24 protein-coding genes are annotated in these 26,505 nt (G+C 64.8%); 6 read left to right on the top strand and 18 right to left on the bottom strand.

Translation table 11 applies throughout. The features are described 5' to 3' along the window. Positions 1–106 precede the first annotated feature (106 nt). Entirely contained in the window at positions 107–862 is a 756-nt protein-coding gene (locus tag KT882_RS10310) for an SDR family oxidoreductase (protein WP_161075158.1), read from the top strand. A gap of 6 nt (positions 863–868) precedes the next feature. On the opposite strand, the gene KT882_RS10305 is transcribed toward KT882_RS10310, so the two are convergent. Next, the gene (locus tag KT882_RS10305) at positions 869–1,465 is read right to left on the bottom strand and encodes a MarC family protein (RefSeq protein ID WP_161075157.1); all 597 of its coding nucleotides are present in this window, start codon (positions 1,463–1,465) and stop codon (positions 869–871) included. Positions 1,466–1,543: 78 nt separating this feature from the next. Here KT882_RS10305 and czcI point away from each other — a divergent pair, with 78 nt between their 5' ends. From czcI to KT882_RS10285, 4 genes are all read left to right on the top strand, one after another. Next, the gene (czcI, locus tag KT882_RS10300) at positions 1,544–1,924 is read left to right on the top strand and encodes a cation efflux protein, CzcI family (RefSeq protein ID WP_161075156.1); all 381 of its coding nucleotides are present in this window, start codon (positions 1,544–1,546) and stop codon (positions 1,922–1,924) included. A gap of 67 nt (positions 1,925–1,991) precedes the next feature. Next, positions 1,992–3,272 carry a TolC family protein gene (locus KT882_RS10295; protein WP_228895597.1) on the top strand — a complete coding sequence of 427 codons (1,281 nt, stop codon included), beginning with the start codon at positions 1,992–1,994 and terminating at the stop codon, positions 3,270–3,272. Between the two features lie 6 nt (positions 3,273–3,278). Continuing rightward, a complete protein-coding gene (locus KT882_RS10290) occupies positions 3,279–4,493 on the top strand; it encodes an efflux RND transporter periplasmic adaptor subunit (protein ID WP_228895596.1) in 1,215 nt (404 codons plus the stop codon). A gap of 17 nt (positions 4,494–4,510) precedes the next feature. After that, a complete protein-coding gene (locus KT882_RS10285; RefSeq protein WP_228895594.1) occupies positions 4,511–7,669 on the top strand; it encodes an efflux RND transporter permease subunit in 3,159 nt (1,052 codons plus the stop codon). Between the two features lie 283 nt (positions 7,670–7,952). On the opposite strand, the gene KT882_RS10280 is transcribed toward KT882_RS10285, so the two are convergent. The 16 genes from KT882_RS10280 to ndk all read right to left on the bottom strand — a co-directional run bounded on the left by KT882_RS10280 (position 7,953) and on the right by ndk (position 24,456). After that, positions 7,953–8,498 carry a phosphoribosyltransferase gene (locus tag KT882_RS10280; protein ID WP_161075152.1) on the bottom strand — a complete coding sequence of 182 codons (546 nt, stop codon included), beginning with the start codon at positions 8,496–8,498 and terminating at the stop codon, positions 7,953–7,955. A gap of 14 nt (positions 8,499–8,512) precedes the next feature. Continuing rightward, the gene (locus tag KT882_RS10275) at positions 8,513–9,826 is read right to left on the bottom strand and encodes an adenylosuccinate synthase (RefSeq protein WP_161075151.1); all 1,314 of its coding nucleotides are present in this window, start codon (positions 9,824–9,826) and stop codon (positions 8,513–8,515) included. Positions 9,827–9,830: 4 nt separating this feature from the next. Next, positions 9,831–11,000, bottom strand: coding sequence for an ATP phosphoribosyltransferase regulatory subunit (locus tag KT882_RS10270; protein ID WP_161075150.1), 1,170 nt, complete (start codon positions 10,998–11,000; stop codon positions 9,831–9,833). A gap of 189 nt (positions 11,001–11,189) precedes the next feature. After that, on the bottom strand, positions 11,190–12,071 hold the full coding sequence (gene hflC / locus KT882_RS10265) for a protease modulator HflC (RefSeq protein ID WP_228895592.1): 882 nt from the start codon (positions 12,069–12,071) through the stop codon (positions 11,190–11,192). Continuing rightward, on the bottom strand, positions 12,071–13,366 hold the full coding sequence (gene hflK / locus KT882_RS10260) for an FtsH protease activity modulator HflK (protein WP_161075148.1): 1,296 nt from the start codon (positions 13,364–13,366) through the stop codon (positions 12,071–12,073). Before hflK ends, hflC begins: the two co-directional genes overlap by 1 nt. Position 13,367: 1 nt before the next feature. Beyond that, positions 13,368–14,549 (bottom strand): GTPase HflX, encoded by a 1,182-nt coding sequence (hflX, locus tag KT882_RS10255; RefSeq protein WP_161075147.1) that lies wholly within the window; start codon positions 14,547–14,549, stop codon positions 13,368–13,370. A 44-nt stretch (positions 14,550–14,593) separates the two neighbouring features. Further along, positions 14,594–14,830 carry an RNA chaperone Hfq gene (hfq, locus tag KT882_RS10250; RefSeq protein WP_008450615.1) on the bottom strand — a complete coding sequence of 79 codons (237 nt, stop codon included), beginning with the start codon at positions 14,828–14,830 and terminating at the stop codon, positions 14,594–14,596. Between the two features lie 173 nt (positions 14,831–15,003). Then, a complete protein-coding gene (gene der, locus KT882_RS10245) occupies positions 15,004–16,347 on the bottom strand; it encodes a ribosome biogenesis GTPase Der (protein ID WP_161075146.1) in 1,344 nt (447 codons plus the stop codon). Positions 16,348–16,351: 4 nt separating this feature from the next. Further along, positions 16,352–17,509: an outer membrane protein assembly factor BamB gene (gene bamB / locus KT882_RS10240; protein ID WP_161075145.1), complete on the bottom strand. Its 1,158-nt coding sequence runs from the start codon at positions 17,507–17,509 to the stop codon at positions 16,352–16,354. Positions 17,510–17,593: 84 nt separating this feature from the next. Beyond that, positions 17,594–18,250: a YfgM family protein gene (locus KT882_RS10235; protein WP_228895590.1), complete on the bottom strand. Its 657-nt coding sequence runs from the start codon at positions 18,248–18,250 to the stop codon at positions 17,594–17,596. A 33-nt stretch (positions 18,251–18,283) separates the two neighbouring features. Then, a complete protein-coding gene (hisS, locus tag KT882_RS10230; RefSeq protein ID WP_161075143.1) occupies positions 18,284–19,642 on the bottom strand; it encodes a histidine--tRNA ligase in 1,359 nt (452 codons plus the stop codon). Then, positions 19,635–20,894: a flavodoxin-dependent (E)-4-hydroxy-3-methylbut-2-enyl-diphosphate synthase gene (ispG, locus tag KT882_RS10225; protein WP_161075142.1), complete on the bottom strand. Its 1,260-nt coding sequence runs from the start codon at positions 20,892–20,894 to the stop codon at positions 19,635–19,637. The genes hisS and ispG overlap by 8 nt, the downstream gene beginning before the upstream one ends. Positions 20,895–20,922: 28 nt before the next feature. Then, positions 20,923–21,948, bottom strand: coding sequence for a RodZ domain-containing protein (locus KT882_RS10220; RefSeq protein ID WP_228895588.1), 1,026 nt, complete (start codon positions 21,946–21,948; stop codon positions 20,923–20,925). A gap of 13 nt (positions 21,949–21,961) precedes the next feature. Next, positions 21,962–22,786, bottom strand: a complete 825-nt coding sequence (pilW, locus tag KT882_RS10215) for a type IV pilus biogenesis/stability protein PilW (protein WP_161075554.1) — start codon at positions 22,784–22,786, stop codon at positions 21,962–21,964. Further along, positions 22,786–23,973: a 23S rRNA (adenine(2503)-C(2))-methyltransferase RlmN gene (rlmN, locus tag KT882_RS10210; protein ID WP_161075553.1), complete on the bottom strand. Its 1,188-nt coding sequence runs from the start codon at positions 23,971–23,973 to the stop codon at positions 22,786–22,788. The genes pilW and rlmN overlap by 1 nt, the downstream gene beginning before the upstream one ends. A gap of 75 nt (positions 23,974–24,048) precedes the next feature. Then, a complete protein-coding gene (gene ndk / locus KT882_RS10205; RefSeq protein ID WP_090314593.1) occupies positions 24,049–24,456 on the bottom strand; it encodes a nucleoside-diphosphate kinase in 408 nt (135 codons plus the stop codon). Positions 24,457–24,663: 207 nt separating this feature from the next. Here ndk and KT882_RS10200 point away from each other — a divergent pair, with 207 nt between their 5' ends. Beyond that, positions 24,664–25,356 (top strand): Bax inhibitor-1/YccA family protein, encoded by a 693-nt coding sequence (locus tag KT882_RS10200; protein ID WP_228895586.1) that lies wholly within the window; start codon positions 24,664–24,666, stop codon positions 25,354–25,356. 161 nt (positions 25,357–25,517) lie between these two features. On the opposite strand, the gene KT882_RS10195 is transcribed toward KT882_RS10200, so the two are convergent. Beyond that, entirely contained in the window at positions 25,518–26,477 is a 960-nt protein-coding gene (locus KT882_RS10195; protein ID WP_228892791.1) for an IS110 family RNA-guided transposase, read from the bottom strand. Positions 26,478–26,505: the final 28 nt, after the last annotated feature.

Below are 26,505 nucleotides of genomic sequence, written 5' to 3'. Positions count from 1 at the left end.
ACTGGTCCATGCACTCAAAGCATAAATCATATGCCCACAGCCTGTCTTATCGCCGGCGCGCCGCCACGGCAAACTACATCCATTGAACTCATTTAAAGGAAGCATCATGACGAAGAAACTTGAAGGAAAAGTCGCCGTAGTCACCGGAGGCAGCACAGGCATCGGGCTGGCCATGGCCAAGCGTTTTGTCAGCGAAGGCGCGCAGGTCTACATCACCGGCCGCCGCCAGGCGGAACTGGATGCGGCGGCAGCGGACATCGGCGGCGGCGCCATCGCGGTCCGCGTTGATTCTGCGGATATGGCGCAGCTGCAGGCGCTGTTCGACCGCATCAAGGCGGACCACGGCAAGCTGGACGTACTGGTGGCCAACGCCGGCGGCGGTTCGCTGCTGCCGCTGGGCCAGATCACAGAAGCGCAATTCGACGACACCTTCGCGCGCAATGTTAAAGGCACGCTGTTCACGGTGCAGACCGCGCTGCCGCTGCTGGGCAAAGGCTCGTCCGTGATCCTCACCGGCTCCACCGCAGCCAGCGGCGGCACCGAGGCCTTCAGCGTGTACGCCGCCTCCAAGGCGGCCGTGCGCTCCTTCGCCCGCAACTGGATCGTGGACCTGAAAGACCGCGGCATCCGCGTCAACACGCTCAGCCCCGGTCCGATCAAGACCCCGGGCCTGGTGGAGCTGGTCGGCACGGACGCCGCGCAGCAGCAAGGCTTCCTGGACCACCTGGCATCGACGATACCGATGGGCCGCGTGGGCGACCCGGATGAAGTGGCCAAGGCCGCCGTGTTCCTGGCCAGCGACGACGCCAGCTTCGTCACCGGCGTCGAGCTGTTCGTCGACGGCGGCATGCGCCAGATCTGATCCGGCTTACAGGGTCTTGACGAACTCGCGGATGCCGCCCAGCAGCATCTCGATGGACATCGCGGCCAGGATCAGGCCCATGAGGCGCTCGAAGGCCGTCATCACCTGCGGGCCGAGTACTTTCTGCAAGCGCTCGGCGCCGAGGAACACGGCCAGCCACACCACCACCACCGCCGCCAGCGCGGCAACGTGGATCAGCACTTCGCCCGTGCTGTCGCGCGAGAACAGCAGCACGGTGGCCAGCGCCGAGGGACCGGCCAGCGCGGGAATGGCGAGCGGCACGATGAAGGGCTCGCCGCCTTCGTTACGGCCCAACACGCCGTCCGGATGCGGGAAGATCATGCGGATGGCGATCAGCAGCAGGATCACGCTGCCGGCAATGCGCAGCGACGCTTCCGACAATTGCAGCGCCTGCAGGAAGTGGCGGCCGAAGAACATAAAGATCAGCAGCACCACGAAGGCGATCATGCATTCGCGGATCACGATGCGCGGCCGGCGCGAAGGCGGCACGGGATTGAGCGCGGTGGCGAACAGCGGCACGTTGCCGAAGGGGTCGGTCACCAGCAACAACAGGATAAAGGTCTGGAAAAAATTCTGGGTCATTCGGGGCTTTCGGGAGTGGCTAGCCCGGAGTCTACTACACGGCCGAGGTGCGGCGGCGAATGCTGCTAGAATTGCCGCATGCGTAAATTGTTCCTGATCCTGCTGCTTGCCATTCTGCCGCTCCAGTATGCCTGGTCTGCGGCTGCGGCCTATTGCGGGCATGAGCAGGAACAGGGCCAGCAAAAACGTTCGCACTTCGGCCATCACTCGCACCAGCACAACGCGCAGGCCGAACCGCAGCATGACGGCGATGACGGCAACGACGGCAAGCTGCCCGGCAAAGCCAAGGTGCATGCCGACTGCGCGGTCTGCCACCACGCGGTGCAGGCCTCGCTGATGTCCGGCACGGCGCCGCCGCCGGACACCGCAGGCGCGGCTTATCCGCCCTCCTCCGTACCCCACTTCACTTCCCACATCTCCGAAGGGCCCAAAAAGCCCGACTGGCGCCGCGCTGCCTAGCGCGGCGGGACTCTTTCCACCTTACTGAAGTCCCGTCGAATTTCTTTTCCTGATTTCGGAGAATTCGATGGTCAAATTCCTTTGGCCGCTAGCCATGGCGACGCTCGTCGCGTCCATGCATGCGGCCGCACAAACACCGGAGCCGCAAACGGCTCTCACCTTGCGGGCCGCGCTGGCGCTGGCCATGCAAGCCCCCCCCGGCCTCGCTGCCGCCCGTTATGAAACCGAGGCGCAGGACGGCCTGGTTATGCAGGCGTCCGCGCGGCCCAATCCCACGCTGTCGTTCGAGCGCGTGGGGCGCAGCAGCGTGGGGAGCGCTGAAGGCGACGGCGAAAAAACCTGGCAGCTAAGCCAGCCGCTGGAACTGGGCGGCAAGCGCGCAGCGCGCGTGGCCGCTGCGGAGCGCGGACGCGACGTGGCCGGTGCGACGCTGGAAGCTCAGCGCCTGGAGCTGCACGCGGACGTGGTGACGGCCTTCTATGAGGTGCTAGTGGCGCAGGAGCGCCTGCGCCTGGCGCAAGACGGCAGCGAGCTGGCGCAGCGCGCCACGCAAGCGGCCAGCAAGCGCGTTATCGCTGGCAAGGTGTCGCCCGTCGACGAGACCAAGGCCAAACTCGCGGAAGCCAATGTGCGGCTGGAGCAATCCAGCGCGGCGTCGGCGCTGGCCTCGGCGCGCCATCGTCTCGCCGCGCACTGGCTGCAGCCCGCAGCGGCGGGAACCGGCACGGCAACGGCAGGCTTCGAGCGGGCGGAAGGCGATATCGGCATGCTGCCGGAACCGCCGTCCGCAGCGGCGTTGGCAAGCTGGCGCGCGCAATCGCCCGCGCTGATGCCGGCGCGGCTGGAAGTGGAACGGCGCAAGGCCGTATCGAAGCTGGAACTGGCAAACCGCGCGCCGGACCTGACCGTGAGCCTGGGCAGCAAGCGCATGGCCGACCCGTCGCGCAGCCAGACCGTGGTGGGCCTGTCGCTGCCGCTGCCGCTGTTCGACCGCAACCAGGGCAATGTGCTGGCCGCGCAGCGGCAGGCCGACAAGGCGGACGCGGAACTGGCCGCCGCCGCCATGCGGCTGGAGTCCGAGCTTGCGCAGTCGGTGCAGGAGCTGCGCGCGGCGCGGCAGGCGCTGGACATGCTGCGCAATGACATCCTGCCGGCAGCGCAGCAGGCCAGCGAGGCCGCCCGCAAAGGCTTCGAATACGGCAAACACAACTTCATCGACGTGCTCGACGCGCAGCGCACGCTGCTGCAGGCACGCGCGCAATACCTGTCCGCGCTGTCGGACGGGCACCGCGCCGCCGCCGCCATCGAACGCATCCTCGGCCACACCGCGCCGAACAACGAACACTGAACCACCATGAAACCGACCAAAAAACAAACCATCGCCATCGCAGCCATCGTGCTGTCCGGCGCAGCGCTCGCCGCGCTCATACTGCGCCCCGGCGCGCAGACAACCGCGCCGCAGGAAGCTGCTCATGGCGAAAAACACGGCGCTGCGGAGCCTGCCGACCATGCCGAAGAAGTGCAGCAAGCCACCTTCAGCGAGGCACAAATCAAGACCGCCGCCATCACGCTGGCAGCGGCGGGACCGGCGCCGATTGTGCCCGCCATCGCACTGGCCGGAGAGATCCGCTACGACGGCGACCGCACCGCGCACGTGGTGCCGCGCCTGGCGGGCATGGTGGAAAGCGTGAACGCGGAGCTGGGCCAGCAGGTGAAAAAGGGGCAGGTGCTGGCGGTGCTGTCCAGCCGCGAACTGTCCGACCTGCGCAGCGAACTGCTGTCGGCCCGGCAGCGCCAGTCGCTGGCGCAAACGCTGCTGGCGCGCGAGCGCAAGCTGTGGGAGGAGCGTATCTCGGCCGAGCAGGACTATCTGCAAGCGCAGCAGCACGCCAACGAAGCCGGCATCGCCGCGCGCAATGCGCAGCAGAAGCTGGACGCGCTGGGCGCAGGCGCCCTGCCCGGCTCCGGCCCGCTGAACCGCTATGAGGTGCGCGCGCCGTTCGACGGCACCGTGCTGGAGAAGCACATCGCAGCAGGGGAAGCGGTCAAGGAGGACGCCAATATCTTCACCCTGTCCGACCTGTCCAGCGTATGGGCGGAGTTCGCCGTCACGGCGCCCCACCTGGACACGGTGCGCGTGGGCCAGCCCGCATCGGTGCAGTCGGTATCGTCCGGCGCCAGCGCCATCGGCACGGTGGCCTACGTGGGCGCGCTGCTGGGCGAGCAGACGCGCGCCGCCACCGCGCGCATACGGCTGAAAAATCCCGGTGCCGCCTGGCGCCCCGGCCTGTTCGTCAACGTCAGCGTGTTCCCGCCAGCGGCCAACGGCTCGACGGCGGCAGTCGCAGTGGCGGTACGCAGCAGCGCGGTGCACACGCTGGACGGCAAGGCCACGGTATTCGTGCGCACGCCGTCCGGCTTCGCCGGGCGCACGGTCACGCTGGGCCGCAGCGACGGCAAGCTGGTGGAGGTGCTGTCCGGCCTCGCTGCGGGCACGCAGTACGCGGCGGACGGCAGCTTCGCCATCAAGGCCGAACTGGGCAAGTCCGGCAATGAACACGCCCACTGACGCGAAGGCCGACCATCATGTTTGAACGATTGATACGCGCGTCCATCGCGCAGCGCTGGCTGGTCATGCTGCTGGTGCTGGGCATGGCCATCCTCGGCGTCTACAACTACCAGCGCCTGCCCGTCGATGCGGTTCCCGACATCACCAATGTGCAGGTGCAGATCAACACCGCAGCTCCCGGCTACTCGCCGCTGGAAACCGAACAGCGCATCTCGCTGCCGCTGGAGACGGCGATGGCGGGCCTGCCGCAGCTGGACCAGACGCGCTCCCTGTCGCGCTACGGCCTGTCGCAGATCACCGTCACCTTCAAGGACGGCACCGACATCTACTTTGCCCGCCAGCTGGTGAACGAGCGCCTGCAGGAAGTCCGCGCGCGGCTGCCGAGGGACGTCTTCCCCGCGCTCGGCCCCGTGTCGACCGGCTTGGGTGAAATCTACCTGTGGACGGTGGAGACCAGGGAAGGCGCAAAGAAGCCCGACGGCACGCCCTACACGCCGACCGACCTGCGCGACATCCAGGACTGGATCATCAAGCCGCAGCTGCGCACCGTGCCCGGCGTGACCGAAATCAATTCCATCGGCGGCTATGTGCGCGAGTACCAGGTGGCGCCGCATCCGGACAAGCTGGCCTCCTACGGCCTGGGCGTGCGCGACGTGGTGGCGGCGCTGGAGCGCAACAACGGCAGCACCGGGGCCGGCTATATAGAGCGCAACGGCGAGCAGCTGCTGGTGCGCGTGCCCGGCCAGCTCGCCACGCGCGACGATATCGCCAACGTGGTGCTCACCAGTGCGGACGGCATACCGGTGCGCGTGCGCGACATTGGCGAGGTGCTGGAAGGCCGCGAGCTGCGCACTGGCGCCGCCACCGAGAACGGCCGCGAGGTGGTGCTGGGCACGGTGTTCATGCTGATAGGCCAGAACAGCCGCACCGTCTCGCGCGCGGTGGATGCGCGCATGGAGCAGATCAACCGCAGCCTGCCGGCAGGCGTGCACGCGGTCACCGTGTACGACCGCACCACGCTGGTGGACAAGGCCATCGCCACGGTGCGTACCAATCTGCTGGAAGGCGCGGTGCTGGTGGTGGCGGTGCTGTTCGCCTTCCTCGGCAACCTGCGCGCGGCGCTGATCACGGCCATGGTGATCCCGCTGTCCATGCTGTTCACCTTTACCGGCATGGTCTCGTACAAGGTGAGCGCCAACCTGCTCAGCCTGGGCGCGCTGGACTTCGGCATTATTGTCGATGGCGCGGTGGTCATCGTGGAGAACTGCGTGCGGCGGCTGGCGCATGCGCAGGCCGCGCTGGGGCGGCCGCTCACGCGCAGCGAACGCATGGACGAGGTGTTCGCCGCCGCGCGCGAGGCACGCAGGCCGCTGCTGTTCGGGCAGCTCATCATCATGGCCGTGTACCTGCCCATCTTTGCGTTCAGCGGCGTGGAGGGACGCATGTTCCACCCCATGGCGCTGACCGTGGTGATTGCGCTGTTCGGCGCCATGGTGCTGTCCATGACCTTTGTGCCGGCCGCCGTGGCGCTGTTCATCGGCGAGCGCGTAAGCGAGAAAGAGAATGCCGTGATGCGCGCGGCGGCGCGCTGGTACGCGCCGGTGCTGGACCTGTCCCTGGCGAACAAGCCGGTGGTGCTGGCCTTCGCGGCGGTGGCGGTCCTGCTGTCCGCCCTGCTGGCTTCGCGCATGGGCAGCGAGTTCGTGCCCAGCCTGGACGAAGGCGACATCGCGCTGCAGACGCTGCGCATTCCCGGCACCAGCCTGACGCAGTCGGTGACGATGCAGCAGCAACTGGAACGCAAGCTGATGCAGGAGTTCCCGGAGATTGAACGCGTGTTCGCGCGCATAGGCACGGCGGAGGTGGCGTCCGATCCCATGCCGCCGAACAGCGCGGACGGCTTCATCATGTTCAAGCCGCGCGACCAGTGGCCCAAGCCGCGCAAGACGCGCGAGCAATTGGAGACGGCCATCCGCGCCAGCGTGGAGCAGCTGCCCGGCAACAGCTACGAGTTCTCGCAGCCTATCCAGCTGCGCTTCAACGAGCTGATTTCGGGCGTGCGCAGCGACGTGGCGGTGAAGGTGTTCGGCGACGATATGGCGGTGCTGAACGAAACTGCGGAGCGGATTTCGGCGGTGCTGGCGAAGGTTGCAGGGGCGAGCGAGGTGAAGGTCGAGCAGACCAGCGGCCTGCCTATGCTCACCGTGAATATCGACCGTGCCAGGCTGGCGCGGTACGGCCTCAATTCGGCCGAGGTGCAGGAGACCTTGGCGGCGGCCGTGGGCGGGCAGCAGGCGGGCGATGTGTTCCAGGGCGACCGGCGCTTCGATATCGTGGTGCGCTTGCCCGAGCAGATGCGCGGCGACCTGGATGCGATACGGCGGCTGCCGATTGCGCTGCCTGCGCATGGGCGCGGCGCGGCGGGCAGCGGCACGGCTGGCGCGGGCAACTTCATTCCGCTGGGCGAGGTTGCCACGCTGGAGGTGGCGCCGGGCCCGAACCAGGTCAGCCGGGAACAGGGCAAGCGGCGCGTGGTGGTCAGCGCGAACGTGCGCGGGCGCGACATCGGTTCGTTCGTGGCGGAGGCCCAGCAGGCCATACAGCAGCAGGTGAAGCTGCCGCCGGCCTACTGGATCACCTGGGGCGGACAGTTCGAGCAGTTGCAGTCTGCGGTGGAGCGGTTGAAGCTGGTGGTGCCGGCGGCGCTGCTGGTGGTGCTGGCGCTGCTGTTCGCCATGTTCGGCAACCTGAAGGACGGCCTGCTGGTGTTCAGCGGCATACCGTTCGCGCTCAGCGGCGGCATCGCGGCGTTGGCGCTGCGCGGATTGCCGCTGTCGATATCGGCGGCGGTGGGGTTTATTGCGTTGTCCGGCGTGGCGGTGCTGAACGGGCTGGTGCTGATTTCATTTATCCGCAGCCTTCGCGAGCAAGGCAGGCCGCTGGACGAGGCGATACGGGAAGGCGCGCTGGGCAGGCTAAGGCCGGTGCTGATGACGGCGCTGGTGGCCGCGCTGGGCTTCGTGCCAATGGCCCTGGCCGCCGGCACCGGCGCCGAGGTGCAGCGGCCGCTGGCGACGGTGGTGATCGGCGGGATTCTGTCGTCCACCGTGCTGACCATGCTGGTGCTGCCGATGCTGTACCGGCTCGCACATGGCGGGTTACGCGCTGCGCACTAACCCGCCCTACGCGTACCACACGGCGCTGCATGCGGCACGTGGTACGCGTATGACACGGCGTTGCATGCGGCACGCGGTACGCGTATGACACGGCGCTGCGTGCGACACCCGGTACGCGTATGGCACGGCGTTGCATGCTGCATGCGGTACGCGTATGGCGCGGCGCTGCATGCGGTATGTGGTACGTGGCGTATCGTAGGGCGGGTTAGCGGGACGCGTAACCCGCCGATACGCGGCGTAAAAAAAGCGGCCCTCGGGCCGCTCTTTGCGATGCGCATCGAACTTACTTCGACGCTTCGCCTTTCTTGATCCACGCCGCCAGCTGGTGCGGGCGGATGCCGTCGTAGTCTTCGAACGGCTGGTGGATCCATGGGTTGTGCGGCAGTTCTTCCATCTGGTAGTCCGGACGGAACGCCGAGCTGCCCTTGGTCCAGATCACGGCCGATTTCACCTCGGTCACGCCTTCGAAGTTTTCCTTCAAATGCTGCATGACTTTGATCAGCGTGACGCCCGAATCGGCCAGGTCGTCGACCAGCAGGATGCGGCCGGACAGCGGACCCTTGGTCATCGTCATGTACTTGGCGATGTCCAGGTCACCCTGCACGGTGCCCTTGTCGGCACGGTAGGAACTGGTCGACAGGATGGCCAGCGGCACGTCGAAAATGCGCGAGAATACGTCGCCGGGACGCACGCCGCCGCGCGCCAGGCACAGGACCATGTCGAACTTCCAGCCCGATTCATGCACCTTGAGCGCCAGGCGCTCGATCAGGCGGTGGTATTCATCCCAGGACACCCACAGGTGCTTGTCATCGGATTGAGGGGTGCTCATTTGTTCTATCCTTCTTACTCGTAAGGATGGCGCAGTACGATGGTTTCTTCGCGGTCAGGGCCGGTCGATACCATATCCACTGGCACGCCAACCAGTTCTTCGATGCGCTTGATATAAGCGCGCGCGTTTGCAGGCAGCGCGGCCAGCGATTTAGCGCCGACAGTGCTTTCGCTCCAGCCCGGCATCTCTTCATAGATGGGCTGGCAGCGGCCTGCGTCCTCTGCGCCGACCGGGAAGATGTCCACGGTGCGGCCGTCCAGCGTGTAGCTGGTGCAGATTTTGATGGTTTCCAGGCCGTCCATGACGTCCAGCTTGGTGATGCACATGCCGGACACGCCGTTGATCTGGACCGAGCGGCGCAGCAGCGCGGCGTCGAACCAGCCGCAGCGGCGGGCGCGGCCCGTCACGGTGCCGAACTCGTGGCCGACCGACGACAGGTGGTGGCCAACGCCGGCATCGGTAGGCAGTTCCGAAGGGAACGGGCCGGAGCCGACGCGGGTGGTGTAGGCCTTGGTGATGCCCAGGATGTAGTGCAGCATGCCAGGACCGACGCCGGCGCCGGCGGCGGCGTTACCGGCCACGCAGTTCGACGAGGTGACGAACGGGTAGGTGCCGTGGTCCACGTCCAGCAGCGAGCCTTGCGCGCCTTCGAACAGCAGGTTGCCGCCGGCCTTGTGCGCGGCGTACAGGGCGCTCGACACGTCGGTCACCATGGGGCGCAGGCGCGGCACGTAGGCCAGCGCGTCGTCCAGGGTCTTCTGGTAGTCGACCTTCGGAGCCTTCAGGTAGTTTTCCAGCACGAAGTTGTGGTAGTCCAGGTTTTCGCGCAGTTTTTCAGCCAGGCGTTCTTCGTTCAGCAGGTCGGCGATGCGGATGGCGCGGCGCGCCACCTTGTCTTCGTAGGCCGGGCCGATGCCCTTGCCGGTGGTGCCGATCTTGGCGGCGCCGCGGGCCGCTTCGCGGGCCGCGTCCAGCGCGCTGTGGTACGGGAAGATGACCGGGCAAGCCTCGGAGATCTTCAGGCGCGAAGCCACTTCCACGCCGACCGCTTCCAGCTTGTCGATTTCGCGCAGCACGTCCGGCACCGACACCACCACACCGTTGCCGATGTAGCAGGCCACGCCTGGACGCATGATGCCCGACGGGATCAGCTGCAGCGCAGTCTTCACGCCGCCGATGACCAGCGTGTGGCCGGCGTTGTGGCCGCCCTGGAAACGCACCACGCCCTGGGCGTGATCAGTCAGCCAATCAACGATTTTACCTTTGCCTTCATCGCCCCATTGGGTGCCGATGACAACCACGTTCTTTGCCATATTTTTTTTCGACATCGTACTAACCTAAGTTTTTAAGAATCCAGTTGCTACCACTATCGTCGAGCACCAGCGCGCGGTCGCACTCGAACTCGTCCTGTTCATTGCTGTGACCCGGCAGACTCTGGATCACCACTTCGCCGGTCTTGCGCAGCTCGGCGATTTTATCTTTCAATTCAGGCGCATTGCCCCACGGCGCGCGAATCGAGTGCTTGCGCTCGGCCGTCGGCAGCAGGCGCGCCAGTTCGCGCAAATCCATCGAGAAGCCGGTGGCGGGACGCGCCCGGCCAAACGCTTCGCCAACGTGGTCATAACGGCCGCCGCGCAGCACCGCGTTCGGCAGGCCCGGCACGTAGATGGCGAACATGGCGCCGCTCTCGTACTGGTAGCCGCGCAGGTCGGCCAGGTCGACCGCCACTTCGCGGCCGATGGCGGCATTGTCCGCAGTCGCGGCCAGCGCGGCCAGCTCGGCCAGCGCCTTGGCGATGCCCGGCAGGTCCGGCAGCACCTCGCGGGCGCGCTTGAGCACGTCCACGTCGCCGTACAGGTTCGGCAGGGCCAGCAGCGCGGAGCGCACCAGCGGGCTGTAATGGGCGGTCTGGGCTTCCAGGCCCGGCACGTCCTTGGCGCGCAGCAGCAGGTACAGCGCCGCTTCGTCCTTGGCCGCGTTGGCGTCCTCGGCCAGGATGGCGCGCAGCACGCCCACGTGGGACAGGTCCAGGCGCACGTCGGTGAAGCCGGCCAGCGCCAGGGAGGCCAGCGCCAGTTCCTGGATCTCGGCGTCCGCTTCCAGGCCGGCGTGGCCGTAGATTTCGGCGCCGATCTGCAGCGGCTCGCGGGTGGTGTGCAGGCCCGACGGACGGGTATGCAGCACGCTGCCGGCGTAGCACAGGCGGGTGACGGTGGCGCGGTTGAGCAGGTGGGCGTCGATACGGGCCACTTGCGTGGTCATGTCGGCGCGCAGGCCCAGCATGCGGCCGGAGATCTGGTCCACCAGCTTGAAGGTGCGCAGCTCGGTGTCCTGGCCGGCGCCGGTCATCAGGGACTCGACGTACTCCAGCAGCGGCGGCATCACGAGTTCGTAGCCATACAGCCGGAAGTTATCCAGCATCAGGCGGCGCAATTCTTCAATCTTGCGCGCTTCGGACGGCAGTACGTCCGCAATATGTTCGGGCAATAGCCAATTCGGCATGGGGAAAACCGGCAACGGTGTTGTTGAGATATCGATCATGCGCCCACAGGACGCACACGGCAATCGGAGGGCCGAACCGCATATTTTACGCGAAAATGCGGCTCGAGGGAAATAAAACCTCAGCGGAGGGCTGGGCTTGGGCGGAGGGCTGGGGTCAGATCCGGCGGGTCTGACCCCTGATTTGCGGGCTTATTTCTTGCCGTCGCCGCCCGCGCCCTTGAAGTACTTGAAGAACTCCGAGTTCGGGTCCAGCACCAGCACGTCGCTGCGATTCTTGAACGATTCGCGGTAGGCAGTCAGGCTGCGGTAGAACTTGTAGAACTCCGGATTGCGGCCGAAGGCGTCGGCGTAGATCTGGCTGGCCTTGGCGTCGCCCTCGCCCTTGATGGTCTCGGCGGCGCGGTAGGCTTCGGCCAGGATCACGGTGCGCTGGCGGTCTGCGTCGGCGCGGATCTTCTCCGAGTCGGCGGTACCGGTGGAGCGCAGTTCGTTGGCCACGCGCACGCGCTCGGCCTTCATGCGCTCGTACACGGAGTTGTTGATCTGCTCCACGTAGTCCACGCGTTTCAGGCGCACGTCGATGATCTCGACGCCGATCTGCTTGGCTTCCACGATGACCTTGGTGCGGATCGCTTCCATGACCTTGCCGCGCTGGCCGGAAATCACTTCGCGCACGGTGCGCTTGGTGATTTCGTCGTTCAGCGCCGCTTTCACGATCTGCGACATGCGGTCGCGCGCACGGCTTTCATCGCCGCCGAAGGACACGAAGTACAGGCGCGGCTCGACGATGCGCCATTTGACGAAGGCGTCCACCAGGATGTTCATCTTCTCGGCCGTGATGAAACGGTCGGCGTCCGGCGAATCGATGGTCATGATGCGCTTGTCCAGGTACAGCACGTTCTGGAACGGCGGCGGCAGCTTGAAGTGCAGGCCGGGCTCGCTGATGACCTGCTTGACTTCACCCAGCGCGAACACGATGGCGTACTTGCGCTGGTCGACCACGAACACGGTCGAGGACAACAGCATCAGGGCGACGAAGCCACTGATCAGGATGGTAACTATGCGATTCATTAACGGCTCTCCCGATCACGTGAGGACTCGCGCGAACGGCTGTCGCGCGGGCGGCTGACTTCCGGCGGCGGCAGGCCGTCCGACGGCAGCATCACGGCGGTGGGCGGCGGCGGCGTGGCGTTCGCTTTCGCGGCGGCGTCGCTGGCGGCGGCCTGGGCGATGAGTTTATCCAGCGGCAGATACAGCAGGTTGTTGCCGGCGCGCGAATCGATCATCACCTTGCTGGTGCTGGAGAAGATCTGCTGCATGGTGTCGAGGTACATGCGGTCGCGGGTCACGCCCGGCGCCTTGGCGTACTCGGCCTGCACCGACTTGAAGCGCGAGGCGTTACCTTCGGCGTTCTCCACCACTTGCGAGCGGTAGGCTTCGGCGTCCTGGGTCAGGCGCGACGCGGCGCCGCGCGACTCGGGAATCACCTTGTTGGCGTAGGCCTGGCCTTCGTTCTTCAGGCGTTCGCGGTCCTGGCCGGCCTTGACGGCGTCGTCGAAGGCGGCTTGCACCTGCTCCGGCGGCTGCACGCCCTGCATGGTCACATTGGTGATCTGCGCGCCGGTGGCGTAGCGGTCCAGGATCTGCTGCATCAGCTGCTGGGTTTCAAACGCGACTTTCTCGCGGCCCTCGTACAGCACGAAGTCCATCTTGCTCTTGCCGACGATTTCGCGGATCGAGGTCTCCGCCACCTGCATCACGGTTTCTTCCGGATTGGTGTTGCTGGTGATCCAGGCCACCGGGTTCTTCAGCGTGTACTGCACGGCGAACTGGATGTCGATAATGTTTTCGTCGTCGGTCAGCATCAGCGACTCGCGCGGCTGCTTGTTCTTGACGTTGTTGCGGTAGCCCACTTCCACCGTACGCACCTGCGACACGTTGACGGTGACGTCGCTCTGGAAGGGATAAGGCCAGCGCCAGTTCAGGCCGGCAGGCGTGACGTGCGAGACCTTGCCGAAGGTGAACACCACCCCGGTCTGGCCTTCCTGCACGATAAAGGCGCCGCTGGCCAGCCACACCAGCGCGGCGATCGCGCCGACCGCGCCCACGGTGAAGCCGGCGCCGCGCATGTCGCCGCCACTGCCGCCGCCACCGCCGCTGCCGCCGTTGTTATTCCGTTTCTGGCCAAACAAGCCGTTCAGGCGCTGATTGAAATCGCGCCACAGCTGGTCCAGGTCCGGCGGACCTTCACCGGGTTTCTTGCCTTCTTGGGCCTGCTTGTTGCCGTCCTTCTTGTCCGCCCCCCAGCGAGGGTCGTTCAAGTTCAGCTTCAAGCCTATTCTTTTTTTTAAGGAGGAGAAAGGCATGCTAATGAGATCCAACTTGGGTGGAAGTGGAATGGCCTTCGGATTCGGAGTCGCCGTCTACATCCAGCAGATCCTCGTCTTCCTCGGGCGCCTGGTACAGATAAGCCTTGCCGGGTGCGGCCTTGGCCGCTTCAGTGATGGCACTGCGCAGCAGGTCCAGGCCTGCGCCGGTGCGTGCACTGGTGAAAACGCGAGAAATTTTATCATATTCATCACGCTCGACCGCCGGCTCCAGGCCGGCCGCGTCGATCTTGTTCCACACCAGGATCTGCGGAATATGGTCGGCGCCGATTTCGCGCAGCACCAGGTTCACCTGCTCGATCTGCTCCATGCGCACCGGACTGGCGGCGTCCACCACGTGCAGCAGCAGGTCGGCGTGAATGGTTTCCTCCAGCGTGGCGCGGAATGCCGCCACCAGCTGGTGCGGCAGTTCCCGCACGAAACCAACCGTGTCCGAAATCACCACATTGCCCACTTCCTCGCCCATGTAGACGCGGCGCGAAGTGGTGTCCAGCGTGGCGAACAGCTGGTCGGCCACGTAGACGCCGGCCTTGGTCATGGCGTTGAACAGCGTGGACTTGCCGGCATTGGTATAGCCGACCAGGGACACGGAGAAGGTCTGGCTGCGGCCGCGCGAACGGCGCTGGGTCTCGTGCTGCTTGCGCAGCTTGGCCAGGCGCGCGCGCAGCGCCTTGACGCGCTCGCCGATCAGGCGGCGGTCGGTCTCGAGCTGGGTTTCACCGGGGCCGCGCAGGCCGATACCGCCCTTTTGCCGTTCCAGGTGGGTCCAGCCGCGAATTAATCGCGTGGCCAGGTGCTGCAGCTGCGCCAATTCCACCTGCAGCTTGCCCTCGTGGCTCTGCGCGCGCTGCGCGAAGATGTCGAGGATCAGGCTGGTACGGTCGAGCACGCGCACTTGCAGGCGCTTTTCCAGGTTGCGCTGCTGCGCGGGTGACAGGGCGTGATTGAAAATGACGATCTCAAGCTTGAGATCCTGGACGGCCAGGCCGATCTCGTCGGCCTTGCCGCTGCCGACGAAATAAGCCGCGTCCGGACTGGAGCGTTTGCCGGTAATCGTGGTGACCGGGTCTGCTCCCGCCGAACGGGCAAGCAGCATCAGTTCCTCGACGCTGGCGGCAAAATCGCCCTGACCGAAGTCTACCCCGACTAAAGCTGCGCGCATGCGACCGCCAGGCAAGGTGGGAGGCGAAGATTAAAGCTCAATGATTATTCCGCTTCGGATTCGATGTTCAGGTTCACGGCGCGGGCCGGCACCACGGTCGAAATGGCGTGCTTGTACACCATCTGGGTCACGGTATTGCGCAGCAATACCACGTATTGGTCGAACGACTCGATGTGGCCCTGCAGCTTGATGCCGTTGACCAGGTAGATCGAGACAGGAACGTGTTCCTTGCGCAGTGCGTTCAGGAATGGGTCTTGTAACAGTTGCCCTTTGTTGCTCATAACAGCTCCGTTTTATGTTGTTGTGTAAGAATTGGAGGCGACTCGCTGTATTTCAAGTGCCCAGCACCATTCTCTGCCTGGAGAATGATGCTGCCAAGCTACTGTAACCTGTTTTTGACATTCGTGCAGTGCGTAGCGTACAGGAATGTCAATCTTAAGCTCGTTATCAGGGTTTATTTTACGCGCTTGTCGAACGGGTTTTTACCGGTGCGCAGTTCGATGCGCAGCGGCGTGCCAACCAGGTTGAACGTGTCGCGGAAATGCTTTTCCAGATAACGCTTGTACGGGTCGGACACCGCGTCCAGGGAATTGCCGTGGATAACGATCACCGGCGGGTTCATGCCGCCCTGGTGCGCATAGCGCATCTTAGGACGGATGGAGCCCTTGCGCTTCGGTTCCTGCTTCTCCACCGCTTCCTGCAGCGCGCGGGTCAGCTTGGGCGTCGACAGGTCGGCCATGGCGGCGGCGTAAGCCTGGTCCACCGACTTCATCAGCGGGCCGATGCCGGAGGCCTTCAGCGCGGAAATGAAGTGCATCTTGGCGAAGCCCAGGAAGTCCAGCTTGCGGTCCAGGTCGATCTTGATCTCGTCGCGGTCGTCCGACTGCAGGCCGTCCCACTTGTTGACGGCCACCACCAGCGCGCGGCCGGTTTCCAGCACGAAGCCGGCGATGTGGGCGTCCTGCTCGGAGATATCCTGCTGGGCGTCCAGCATCAGGATCACGACGTTGGCTTCCGAAATCGACTGCAAGGTCTTGACCACCGAGAATTTCTCGATGGCTTCGAACACGCGGCCGCGGCGGCGGATACCGGCCGTGTCGATCAGCGTGTACTGCTTGCCGTCGCGCTCGAAGGGAATCTCGATCGAGTCGCGGGTGGTGCCAGGCATGTCGAAGGCGATCACGCGCTCTTCGCCCAGCAGGGTGTTGATCAGCGTGGACTTGCCCACGTTGGGGCGGCCCACCAGCGCGATCTTCACGCCGCGCTCGGCCGGAGCCAGCTCCTCGGCGTCTTCCGGACGCTGCTGGAAGGCCTTGTCCAGCGCTTCTTCCACCAGGTCATGCACGCCGTCGCCGTGGGCGGCCGAGATCACATAGGGATCGCCCATGCCCAGCTCGTAGAAGTCGGACACCACGGCGGTGTAGCGCATGCCTTCCGACTTGTTGACCACCAGCAGCACGGGGCGGCCGGTCTTGCGCAGGAAGTCGGTGATGGTCTTGTCATGCGGCGTCAGGCCTTGGCGGCCGTCGACCAGGAACACCACGATGTCCGCCTCCGCGACGGCCTGCTTGGTCTGCAGCGCCATCTGGAACATGATGCCTTCCTTGGCGACCGGCTCGAAACCGCCGGTGTCCACCACCAGGAAGGGGCGTTCGCCGAGGCGGCCTTCGCCGTAATGGCGATCGCGCGTCAGGCCTGGCAAGTCCGCCACCAGCGCGTCGCGCGAGCGGGTCAGACGATTGAATAAGGTCGATTTCCCGACATTGGGTCGACCTACGAGTGCTATAACCGGCTTCATTGTATTACTCGACCGCTAACGCGGTCACTGTCCCTGATTGGGTTTGGAAAATCAAATTCGAGCCAGCGATGACGGGCGACGATTGTATCGCCGTGCCGTCGGTGCTGACCCGGGCTATTAGTGCGCCATCTTCGCGCGACAGGAAGTGAATGTGGCCCTGGAAGTCGCCCACGGCTACGCTGCGGCCGAAAGATGCGGGCGTGGACAGGCGGCGGAAGGCCAGCTTGTCGCTTTTCCAGGCACTCTGTCCGCCTTCGCGGGAGAAGGCCGCCACGGCGCCCTTCTCGTCTGCGGTGAACACGAAACGCTGGTCCACCGCCACGCCGACGTCGGAAGAGACTTCCTTGGTCCAGCGCGCCTGGCCGCCGGCCAGGTCAAAGCAGCCCACGCGGCCCTGGTAGGTCACCGCGCAGATATCTTTCTCGAACACCACCGGGGTGCCGGCCACGTCGGCCACGCGCTCCAGTTCGGTGGCGCCCTTCGGCTCGCCCACCGACACTTCGAAGCGCGGCACGCCGGTGGCCAGCGTCAGCGCCAGCAGCTTGCCGCCGGGCTGGCCGACGTAGACGTTGGCGCCGCTGATGACCATGCCCGGCGCATTGCGCAGGGTCAGGGCCGGGGTGGTGCGCAGCACGGACCAGCGCTTGGCGCCGGTCTTGGCTTCGAAGGCCGTGATGCGGTTGTCCACCGAGCGCACGATGACGACGTCGTCCGCCGCCACCGGCGAGGACAGCACCTCGCTCGAGGCCTGCGCCTTCCACAGTTCCTTGCCATTGCCGTCGAAGGCGATGATGTTGCCCTTGAGGCCGCCCACCACCACCACTTCGCCGTTCGGGCTCACGCCCACGCCGGCGGTCAGGTCGCTGCCGGCCTTGACGCGCCACAGCTGCTTGCCGCTGGCCGCGTCCAGGCGCGCCAGGGCGCCGTCCGCGTCGGCCACGAAGACGCTGCCGGCGGCGGCGGCCGGGCTGAAGTTGTACGCGCCGGACTTGCCGAGCGAGTATTTCCAGGCCGTCTTCACGGCCAGGCTGCTTTTCAGTTCCACCAGCGCGGCGGGCTTGTCCTTGGGCTCGCTGGCGAAAGGATTGATCTTGTCCAAGGTGCTGCAACCTGCGGCCAGGGCCAGCAGGCTTACGCCAACTACTTTACCGGTAATACGCATAAATATCCTTAAGCATGCATTGCGACGGCGCGGCGGGTTACGGCGCGGCGCGCCTAACCCGCCCTACGCTCCGATTTTTCGTTCTTAAGCTGCGGCCTTGGGTTCGGCTGGCACGGTGCCGCCGATGGCTTCGAGCTTGAGCTGGATCAGCTGGCGGCCCGGGGTTTTCTTGTCGGTGGCGTTCAGCGCGGCCAGGTAGGCGGTGCGCGCTTCGGCCAGCTTGTTCTGCGCGGCCAGCACGTCGCCCTTGCGGTCGGCCACGGCGCCTTCGAACTGCTTGGGCACCGCCACGGCCAGCACCTTCAGCGCTTCGTCGTAGGCTTTTTCATCCAGCAGCACGCCGGCCAGGCGCACGCGCGCGATGGCTTTGTATTCGTCGTTGCCGTGCTCGATGGCCCAGTTCAGCTGGGTCTTCGCGGTTTTCAGGTCATTCGCCTCGAAGGCTTGCTTGGCCGACGCCAGCGCCGTCATGGCGGCGTAGGAGGTGCTGGCGAACTTGGTTTCCATGTCGGCCGTGGCGCGCTGCACCTTGGCCGCGTCCTTGGCCGCGATGGCGGTCTGCAGTTCGTCGTACAGCGCCGAGGCCGATGCGGCCTGGTCGCGCTGGTAGTAGTTCCAGCCGTTCCAGCCGGAATAGGCCGCCAGGCCCGCGATCAGTACCCACGACGTCAGGTTGCCGTACTTGGCCCACCAGGCTTTGAAGTTAGCTAGCTGTTCTTGTTCTTCGAGATCGTATGCCATGAAATTACTCTGTGCTCTGGTTAAGGGTTGATATTAATGCTTGCAGTTTTCGTCATGCACGTGGAAATGGTGGTGCTCCTCACCATCGCCCGTGATGTGGTCCACGATGTAGTCGACCACGCTGTCAAACGCCACGGTGGCTTGCTGGTGCTCGCCTTCTTCGCCGCGCATGGCCTTCACATTGGCCGTGGCGCTGGCCACTTCGGATTCGCCGATGATGACGGCGAAGGAAGCGCCGCTGCCGTCGGCCTTTTTCATCTGGCTCTTGAAGGAGCCGGCGCCGCTCAGCGCTGCGCAGTGCAGCACCACGTCCAGGCCGGCGTCGCGCAGGCGCTCGGCCAGCACGAAGGCCTGCATCTGCGCTTCTTCGCCCTGGTGCACCATGTACACGTCGCACTGGTTAGGGTCGGCAGGCTCGCCGGCCGATTTCATCAGTTCCACCAGGCGCTCGATGCCCATGGCGAAGCCCACCGCCGGGGTCGGCTTGCCGCCGAAGGTTTCGAACAGCGGATCGTAGCGGCCGCCGGCGCAAACGGTGCCTTGCGTGCCCAGCTCGTCCGTCACCCACTCGAACACGGTGCGGTTGTAGTAGTCCAGGCCGCGCACCAGGCGGGTGTTGATGGTGAACGGGATGTTGTTGTGGTTCAGGATCTTCTGCACGCCGTTGAAGTGCGCCAGCGAGCCTTCGCCCAGGTAGTCCAGCAGCTTGGGCGCGTTGTTGACCAGCTCCTGCATGGCCGGGTTCTTGGTGTCCAGGATGCGCAGCGGATTGGTGTGCAGGCGGCGCTGGGCTTCGGCGTCCAGCAGCTCGCTGTGCGATTCCAGGTAGGCGATCAGGTCCACGCGGTGCTTGGCGCGCTCGTCGGCGTCGCCGATGGAGTTCAGTTCCAGGCGGATGTTTTCCAGGCCCAGGTCATCCCACAGGCGGCGGCACATCATGATCATTTCGGCGTCCACGTCCGGGCCGGTGAAGCCCACGGCCTCGCAGCCGAACTGGTGGAACTGGCGATAGCGGCCGCGCTGCGGTTTCTCGTGGCGGAACATCTGGCCTTTGTACCACAGGCGTTTCGGGCCTTCGTACACCAGGTTGTTCTCGATCACGGAACGCACCACGCCGGCCGTGCCTTCAGGACGCAGGGTCAGCGCGTCGCCGTTCATGGAATCGGTGAAGGAGTACATTTCCTTCTCGACGATGTCGGTGACGGCGCCGATGGCGCGCGCGAACAGGCTGGTGTTCTCGACGATGGGCGTGCGGATCTGCTGGAAGCCGTAGCTTTGCACCACGGATTGCGCGGTGTTCTCGAACAGTTCCCACAGGTGCGCGTCCTGCGGCAGCAGGTCGTTCATCCCTTTGATGGCGGTGATTTTTTCAGCTTTTTTATTGTCAGACATATGCTTTGCCGTAGTTCTTTTTAACGTAATCCAGCACGATGGCCTGGAATTCCTGGACGATATTGTCGCCGCGCAAGGTGGCGAATTTCTGGCCGTCGACAAACACCGGCGCGGCCGGCGATTCGCCGGTGCCGGGCAGGCTGATGCCGATGTTGGCGTGCTTGGACTCGCCGGGGCCGTTGACGATGCAGCCCATGACGGCCACGTTCATCGCTTCCACGCCGGGGTAGCTTTGCTTCCATTCCGGCATGGAGTCGCGCAGATAGGTCTGGATGTCGTCCGCCAGCTCCTGGAAGGTGGTGGACGTGGTGCGGCCGCAGCCAGGGCACGCGATCACCATCGGCGTGAATTTGCGCAGGCCCATGGTTTGCAGGATCTCCTGCCCCACCACCACTTCCTTGGTGCGGTCGCCGCCCGGTTCCGGGGTCAGCGAAATGCGGATGGTATCGCCTATGCCTTCCTGCAGCAGCACCGACAGCGCGGCGGTCGAGGCCACGATGCCCTTGCTGCCCATGCCCGCTTCGGTCAGGCCCAGGTGCAGCGGATAGTCGCAGCGCTTGCCCAGTTCGCGGTACACGGCGATCAGGTCCTGCACGCCGGAGACTTTGCAGGACAGGATAATCTTGTCGCGGCCCATGCCGAGTTCCTCGGCGCGCACCGCGTTTTCAATCGCGGACGTGATCAGCGCTTCGTACATGACGGCTTGCGCGCTCCACGGGTTCGCGCGCGCGGCGTTCTCGTCCATGATGCGCGCCAGCAGCGCCTGGTCCAGGCTGCCCCAGTTGACGCCGATGCGCACCGGCTTGTCGTGCTTGACGGCCACTTCGATCATCTGGGCGAACTGCGTGTCGCGCTTGGCGCCCTTGCCCACGTTGCCGGGGTTGATGCGGTACTTGGACAGCGCCTGGGCGCAGTCCGGGTAGTCGGTCAGCAGCGTGTGGCCGTTGTAGTGGAAGTCGCCCACCAGCGGCACGTCGATGCCCATCTTGTCCAGCTGGTCGCGGATATAGGGCACGGCGGCGGCCGCCTCCGGGCGGTCCACCGTCAGGCGCACCAGTTCGGAACCGGCGCGCGCCAGTTCCTTGATCTGGATGGCGGTCGCCACGGCGTCGGCCGTGTCGGTATTGGTCATCGACTGCACCACCACGGGCGCGTCGCCGCCGACCCAGATCTTGCGGTCGCCATGCGCCACCAGCACGCTGCGGCTGCCACGGCGCGCTTGCGGGCCGGAAGGGATTGCGGTGTTCGTCATCGGAACGTCCATCTTGATTGCTTGATACTTATTTAATATTCACGCGTGCAATTGTACCGCCTGGCACTTCCGGCAGCGCCAAAGGCTGGCCGCGCAAGGTGGCCTGCACGTGGCCGGGCTTGCCTACGATGAGCAGCGCGGCGTCGTTGATCTCGAACTGTTCCGTGCTGCCGCCCTTGACCAGGCGGGCGATCAGCGACGGCTTGCCGGGACGGCGGATTTCCACCCACGAGTCGTCGGTAAACTTCAGCACCAGCGTGGCCGGGCCGGTTGCGGCGGCTGGCGCGGCGGCGGCCGGAGCGGGCGCTGCCGGGGCTGGCGCAGCAGCGGCAGGCGCCACAGGCGCAGGCTGGACCGGGGCTGGCGTTGGGGCGGTTGCCGCAGGTGCAGGCGCGGCGGCGGCAGGACTTGCGCCGGCCGGCGTTGCTGCCGGGCTGGCCGCCGACGCGGCGGCGCCGGGCGTGGTGTCTGCCGGAGGCAGGGACACCAGCGGCACATTGGGCGAAATCAGCGGCGCGGTATCGGCGCCCGGCTTGGCCACGGTTTCCAGCGGCGCCACGGCGGGCGCGCTGGCGGCGGGCACTTCTTCCTTGGCGCTGTGCAGCAGGTTGGGAATCATGCCGGCCTGGTAGGCGCCGGCAACGGCCACCACCACGGCCACCACGGCCGCGCCTATCACCCAGCCCGCAGGCTTGGACGAGCGCTGCGTGAGCGACGGGAAGCGCGACTCCGAGAACGTGGCGGAAATTTTTTCGCGGCGCACGGGCGGCGCGGTTTCCTGGCTGGTCGCCGGGTTCACTTCTATCATCGCCACCAGCGGCGAAGCATCCAGCTTCAGCACTTTGGCGTAAGCGCGCACAAAGCCGCGCGTGACGGCCATATTGGGCAGGGCCGCGTAGTCGCCCGCTTCCAGCGCCACCACCTGGCGCGGCGCCAGCTTCAGCTGATCGGCAATCTGGTCCACGGTCAATCCCAGCGCTTCGCGCTGGGCCTTCAGCTGCGCACCGGGCGTGCCGCTCTGCTTCTCAGGCTGTTCCGCCCACTCTGAATTCATAGGTATACCTGTCTCACTCATCAAACGCCCCACGTTGATAGGCAGCATATTCCGGCGAGCCGGTATGGTGGCGGCGCAATTGCGTCACCCAAGCCGATTCCGCGCCCGTGTCGCCGAGTTTATGCTGCACCCTGATTGCAAGCCACAGCACGTCAGCCGACAAGCTGTCCATTTTGGCTAGCTTGCCCAGCCGGGTAATGAAAAAACCGGCGCGCACGTAGTCGCGCCGCTCGTAGTAGATCCGCGCCAGGTTGGCGTTGGTCGCCGGCACGTCCGGCGCAATCTTCAATGCCGGCAGCAGATACTTCTCTGCCGTGCTGTTATCTTTCAGCTTCAGCGCGCAATTGCCCGCGTTATTGTAGGCATCCGCCGGCGACTGGTAATTGCGCACAGCCAGCGCGGCGTCGAAATACTTGAACGATTCGGCTACGCGGCCGTGACGGCACAGGAAGGAACCATAATTGTTGTTCACTTCCGGATTGTCCGGCGCCATTTTCAGGGCGCGCACGAAGTTGTCCTCGGCCAGCTCGCGCTCATCCATCGCCATATAGATCAGGGCGCGCATGGCGTAGGCGTCCACCTTCTCGGGCTCGGCCGCCAGGGCCTTCTTGATTTCGTCCAGCGCCACCGCATACTGGCCCTGCTGGTAGTAGCCTATGGCCAGCTGCATGCGGATCTCGGCGCGCTTTTGCGCCGCCGTCTGGTCCGATGCGGTGGCCAGCTCGGCCTTGCCGCTCTGCCCCGGCGCAGGCGCCGAGGTCGACGCGCAGCCGCACAGCAGCCCGGCCAGGCCGAGGGCGGCGAGGCGCAGCAGGCAGCGGTGGGCTAGTACGGTCATCAGGAACGGATCTCCACGATCTTGCCGAAGTCGGCGCCGAATTTCTTCTGGTATTCGGCCATTTTACCCATGCGCTCCTGCACGCGGGTACGGTCTTGCACTTCGCCGGCCAGCTGGCCGCAGGCGGCGTCGATATCGTCGCCGCGCGTTTTGCGGATGGTGGTGACGATGCCGGCGTCCATCAGGATCTGGGCGAACTGCTTGATACGCTCGTTTTTCGAGCGGAACAGGCCCGATTCCGGGAAGGGGTTGAACGGAATCAGGTTGAATTTGCAGTTGACGCCGAACTCGCGGTGCTTGACCAGGGCCACCAGCTCGCGCGCGTTGTCGTCGCTGTCGTTGAAGCCGTCCAGCATGCAATATTCAAAAGTGATGAAGTCGCGCGGGGCGAATTCCAGGTAGCGCTTGCACGCGGCCATCAACTCGGCCAGCGGGTATTTCTTGTTCAGCGGCACCAGGCCGTCGCGCAGCGGGTCGTTCGAGGCGTGCAGGGACACGGCCAGCGCCACCGGCACCACCTGGGACAGCTTGTCCATCATCGGCACGACGCCGGAGGTGGACAGGGTCACGCGGCGGCGCGACAGGCCGTAGGCGTTGTCGTCCAGCATGAGTTTCAGCGCGGTGGCGGTCGGGTCGAAGTTCAGCAGCGGCTCGCCCATGCCCATCATCACCACGTTGGTGATCTGGCGCTCGCCTTTCGGGCCGGGCTCGATGCCCTTGGTGCGGCGCAGTTCGAATTCGGCCATCCACAGCTGGCCGATGATTTCGCCCACGGTCAGGTTGCGCGAGAAGCCCTGCTTGCCGGTGGAGCAGAAGCGGCAGTTCACGGCGCAGCCGGCCTGGGTGGAGATGCACAGCGTGCCGCGGTTTTCTTCCGGAATGAACACGGTTTCGACGGCGTTGCCGTTGCCGACGTCGACCAGCCATTTGCGGGTGCCGTCGGTGGAGGTATGGTCGCTGATGATGGCCGGCGCCGTGATGTGGGCGCGGGTTTTCAGCTTGTCGCGCAGCGACTTGGCCAGGTCGGTCATCGAATCGAAGTCCGACGCGCCGAACTGGTGGATCCAGCGCTGCAGCTGCTTGGCACGGAACGGCTTCTCACCCAACTCCGCACAGTAGGCGATCAGTTGTTCCGGATCGAAATCCAGAAGGTTGGTCAGAGGGGCGGCGTTCACGGGCGTATTCATTTCAGGGTTCAAAACAGTTCTAAAAAACACCGTTTCCACCCGCCGGGGCGGGGTGGAAACGGGGTATTGCGAAAATTACTTACCGAAGAAGTAAGCGATTTCAACGGCGGCGGCTTCGACAGCGTCGGAACCGTGGACAGCGTTGGCGTCGATCGAATCGGCGAAGTCGGCGCGGATGGTGCCTTTTTCTGCCTTCTTAGGATCGGTTGCGCCCATCAGTTCGCGGTTTTTCAGGACTGCGTTCTCGCCTTCCAGTGCCTGGATCATGACAGGACCGGAGACCATGAAGTCAACCAGATCCTTGAAGAAGCCGCGCTCTTTGTGCGCAGCGTAGAAACCTTCAGCCTCTTCACGCGACAGCTGCTTCATTTGCGCAGCAACGATCTTCAGGCCAGCGCCTTCGAAACGGCTGTAGATTTGGCCGATAACGTTTTTTGCAACTGCGTCTGGTTTGATGATCGACAGGGTGCGTTCGATTGCCATTTGAAAAACTCCAATAAAAAGAAAGGTTTAAAACAAAATTGATGACTCAATCAACCTTCGATTTTACCATAGAACCCCATACCCCGACCCATATTCACTGCCAGGCCCGATTTTAAGCCCCCTCTAAGCCGGTTTTTGCGCCTTTTGGGCCGAGCGTGCTATGCTTTTAGCAAGCGGTGCTCCGCACCTATCCTTTGGAGGCAATTCATGATCAACCTGCAGAAAACCTACGACCTGTCCGGCGGCAGCGCAAACAGCATGGCGGTACGCCACAACGTACTGCGCAACACCTACTGGCTGCTGGCCCTGTCGATGATCCCGACCGTGCTGGGCGCCTTCGCCGGCGTGCTGATGCACGTTCCCGTGCCGCGCGGCTTTATCGGCTTTATCGTCTTCATGGCGATCGCCTACGGCTTTATCTGGGGCATCGAAAAGAACAAGAACAGCGGACTGGGCGTGGGCCTGCTGCTGGGCTTCACCTTCTTCATGGGCCTGATGCTGACGCCGCTGCTGACGCGCACCCTGGGCTTTTCCAACGGCGGTTCGCTGATCATGCTGGCCTTCGGCGGCACGGCGGCCGTGTTTGCCACGCTGGCCAGCATCGCCACCGTGTCCAAGCGCGACTTCTCGGCCATGGGCAAGTGGCTGTTCGCGGGCGTGATCGTGATGATCGTCGCCAGCCTGGCCAACATCTACTTCCAGATGCCTGCCCTGCACATTGCGATCTCGGTGATGGTAATCGGTATTTTCTCGGCCTACATCCTGTATGACGTGCAGCAGATCGTGAACGGCGGTGAAACCAACTACGTCAGCGCCACCCTGGCCCTGTACCTGGACGTGTACAACATCTTCACCAGCCTGCTGAGCCTGCTCGGCCTGGCCGGCGGCGAGCGCGACTAAGCGCTAGCCCCCCCTCAAAAAGCCGGCCCCGCGCCGGCTTTTTTCATGCCTGCGCGCGGCATGCAATGGCGGGTTACGCGCGGCTGCGCCGCGCTAACCCGCCCTACGCCCCCCTCCCCAACCTCGGCCGCCCTCCGACATGGTAGATACTGTTATGCCGGTCAAGCGTTTTGAAGCTCCTGATTGAATGGTTTGCCAGATTTTAAGACGCCGAAAGCAACGTGGACGAGCTTGCGCATCATGGCGCCGATCACCAGCTTGGCCGGCTTGCCTGCTGCTTGTAGGCGGGTGCGGAACTGGCGCCCCCAGTCGGTGCGGTACAGCGCCACCATAGCCGGCATGTACAGATTTTTGCGCAGATGCGCGTGGCCGATCTTGGACATCCGGGGCCGCTGCTTCACGCTTGATCCGGACTCATGTTGGCGCGGATCGAGGCCTGCAAAGGCGGCAGCCTGCCGACCGTTGTCGAAGCGCCCGGCATGCATGCCATAGGCCAGCAGTAACGCAATGGTATTGTCCCCGACACCGGGAATGGTATCGAGTAAGTCGCGTCTGCCGCGCATGTCGGGATCGTCGTTGATGTGATCACGTACGCGCTTGCGCAGCTGTTTAATCTGCTCGCCGAGCCAGGCAATATGCTGTTCGATATCGGCCCGGACCGATTCGCGCGCCACGTCCAGGCGGTTCGTTTCCTGCGTCTGCATGGCCAGCAGCGCATCCAGGCGCAGCACCATCGCTTTCAATTCCTGTTCGCTCAGCGGCGGCGGCTGCCATGCTTCCGGACCATGCTTGGCGCAGAACTCGGCAATGACCTTGGCGTCGACCTGGTCGGTCTTGGTGCGCACCAGCTGCGCCTGGGAAAACGCCTTGATCTGGGCCGGATTGACGACACTGACGCGGTAGCCCCGACGGGCAAAGAACTCCGCGATCGCCTCCCAATAGACGCCAGTGGCCTCCATGCAGATATGGGGCAACCCGTCCGTATGACTCTGCAGCCACGCTTCCAGTTTGGCAAAGCCAGCCTGGGTGTTTTCTACAACTTTCGCACGGTGTTTGCCCGTTTCCAGGCGCAGTGCGCAATCGACCTTCAATTTGGCGACATCTATACCAAGACACAACATTACTCTTCTCCTGATCAACCTTGCAAAT

This window comes from Pseudoduganella aquatica, assembly GCF_020865585.1.
Lineage (GTDB): Bacteria > Pseudomonadota > Gammaproteobacteria > Burkholderiales > Burkholderiaceae_D > Rugamonas > Rugamonas aquatica_A.
This window is presented reverse-complemented; position numbering and strand designations above follow the sequence as displayed.

Bases quoted from the DNA above. Each gene is read 5' to 3' on its own strand.
- KT882_RS10310 (WP_161075158.1), top strand. From the start codon at position 107: ATGACGAAGAAACTTGAAGGAAAAGTCGCCGTAGTCACCGGAGGCAGC.
- KT882_RS10305 (WP_161075157.1), bottom strand. From the start codon at position 1,465: ATGACCCAGAATTTTTTCCAGACCTTTATCCTGTTGTTGCTGGTGACC.
- czcI (WP_161075156.1), top strand. From the start codon at position 1,544: ATGCGTAAATTGTTCCTGATCCTGCTGCTTGCCATTCTGCCGCTCCAG.
- KT882_RS10295 (WP_228895597.1), top strand. From the start codon at position 1,992: ATGGTCAAATTCCTTTGGCCGCTAGCCATGGCGACGCTCGTCGCGTCC.
- KT882_RS10290 (WP_228895596.1), top strand. From the start codon at position 3,279: ATGAAACCGACCAAAAAACAAACCATCGCCATCGCAGCCATCGTGCTG.
- KT882_RS10285 (WP_228895594.1), top strand. From the start codon at position 4,511: ATGTTTGAACGATTGATACGCGCGTCCATCGCGCAGCGCTGGCTGGTC.
- KT882_RS10280 (WP_161075152.1), bottom strand. From the start codon at position 8,498: ATGAGCACCCCTCAATCCGATGACAAGCACCTGTGGGTGTCCTGGGAT.
- KT882_RS10275 (WP_161075151.1), bottom strand. From the start codon at position 9,826: ATGTCGAAAAAAAATATGGCAAAGAACGTGGTTGTCATCGGCACCCAA.
- KT882_RS10270 (WP_161075150.1), bottom strand. From the start codon at position 11,000: ATGCCGAATTGGCTATTGCCCGAACATATTGCGGACGTACTGCCGTCC.
- hflC (WP_228895592.1), bottom strand. From the start codon at position 12,071: ATGAATCGCATAGTTACCATCCTGATCAGTGGCTTCGTCGCCCTGATG.
- hflK (WP_161075148.1), bottom strand. From the start codon at position 13,366: ATGCCTTTCTCCTCCTTAAAAAAAAGAATAGGCTTGAAGCTGAACTTG.
- hflX (WP_161075147.1), bottom strand. From the start codon at position 14,549: ATGCGCGCAGCTTTAGTCGGGGTAGACTTCGGTCAGGGCGATTTTGCC.
- hfq (WP_008450615.1), bottom strand. From the start codon at position 14,830: ATGAGCAACAAAGGGCAACTGTTACAAGACCCATTCCTGAACGCACTG.
- der (WP_161075146.1), bottom strand. From the start codon at position 16,347: ATGAAGCCGGTTATAGCACTCGTAGGTCGACCCAATGTCGGGAAATCG.
- bamB (WP_161075145.1), bottom strand. From the start codon at position 17,509: ATGCGTATTACCGGTAAAGTAGTTGGCGTAAGCCTGCTGGCCCTGGCC.
- KT882_RS10235 (WP_228895590.1), bottom strand. From the start codon at position 18,250: ATGGCATACGATCTCGAAGAACAAGAACAGCTAGCTAACTTCAAAGCC.
- hisS (WP_161075143.1), bottom strand. From the start codon at position 19,642: ATGTCTGACAATAAAAAAGCTGAAAAAATCACCGCCATCAAAGGGATG.
- ispG (WP_161075142.1), bottom strand. From the start codon at position 20,894: ATGACGAACACCGCAATCCCTTCCGGCCCGCAAGCGCGCCGTGGCAGC.
- KT882_RS10220 (WP_228895588.1), bottom strand. From the start codon at position 21,948: ATGAATTCAGAGTGGGCGGAACAGCCTGAGAAGCAGAGCGGCACGCCC.
- pilW (WP_161075554.1), bottom strand. From the start codon at position 22,786: ATGACCGTACTAGCCCACCGCTGCCTGCTGCGCCTCGCCGCCCTCGGC.
- rlmN (WP_161075553.1), bottom strand. From the start codon at position 23,973: ATGAATACGCCCGTGAACGCCGCCCCTCTGACCAACCTTCTGGATTTC.
- ndk (WP_090314593.1), bottom strand. From the start codon at position 24,456: ATGGCAATCGAACGCACCCTGTCGATCATCAAACCAGACGCAGTTGCA.
- KT882_RS10200 (WP_228895586.1), top strand. From the start codon at position 24,664: ATGATCAACCTGCAGAAAACCTACGACCTGTCCGGCGGCAGCGCAAAC.
- KT882_RS10195 (WP_228892791.1), bottom strand. From the start codon at position 26,477: ATGTTGTGTCTTGGTATAGATGTCGCCAAATTGAAGGTCGATTGCGCA.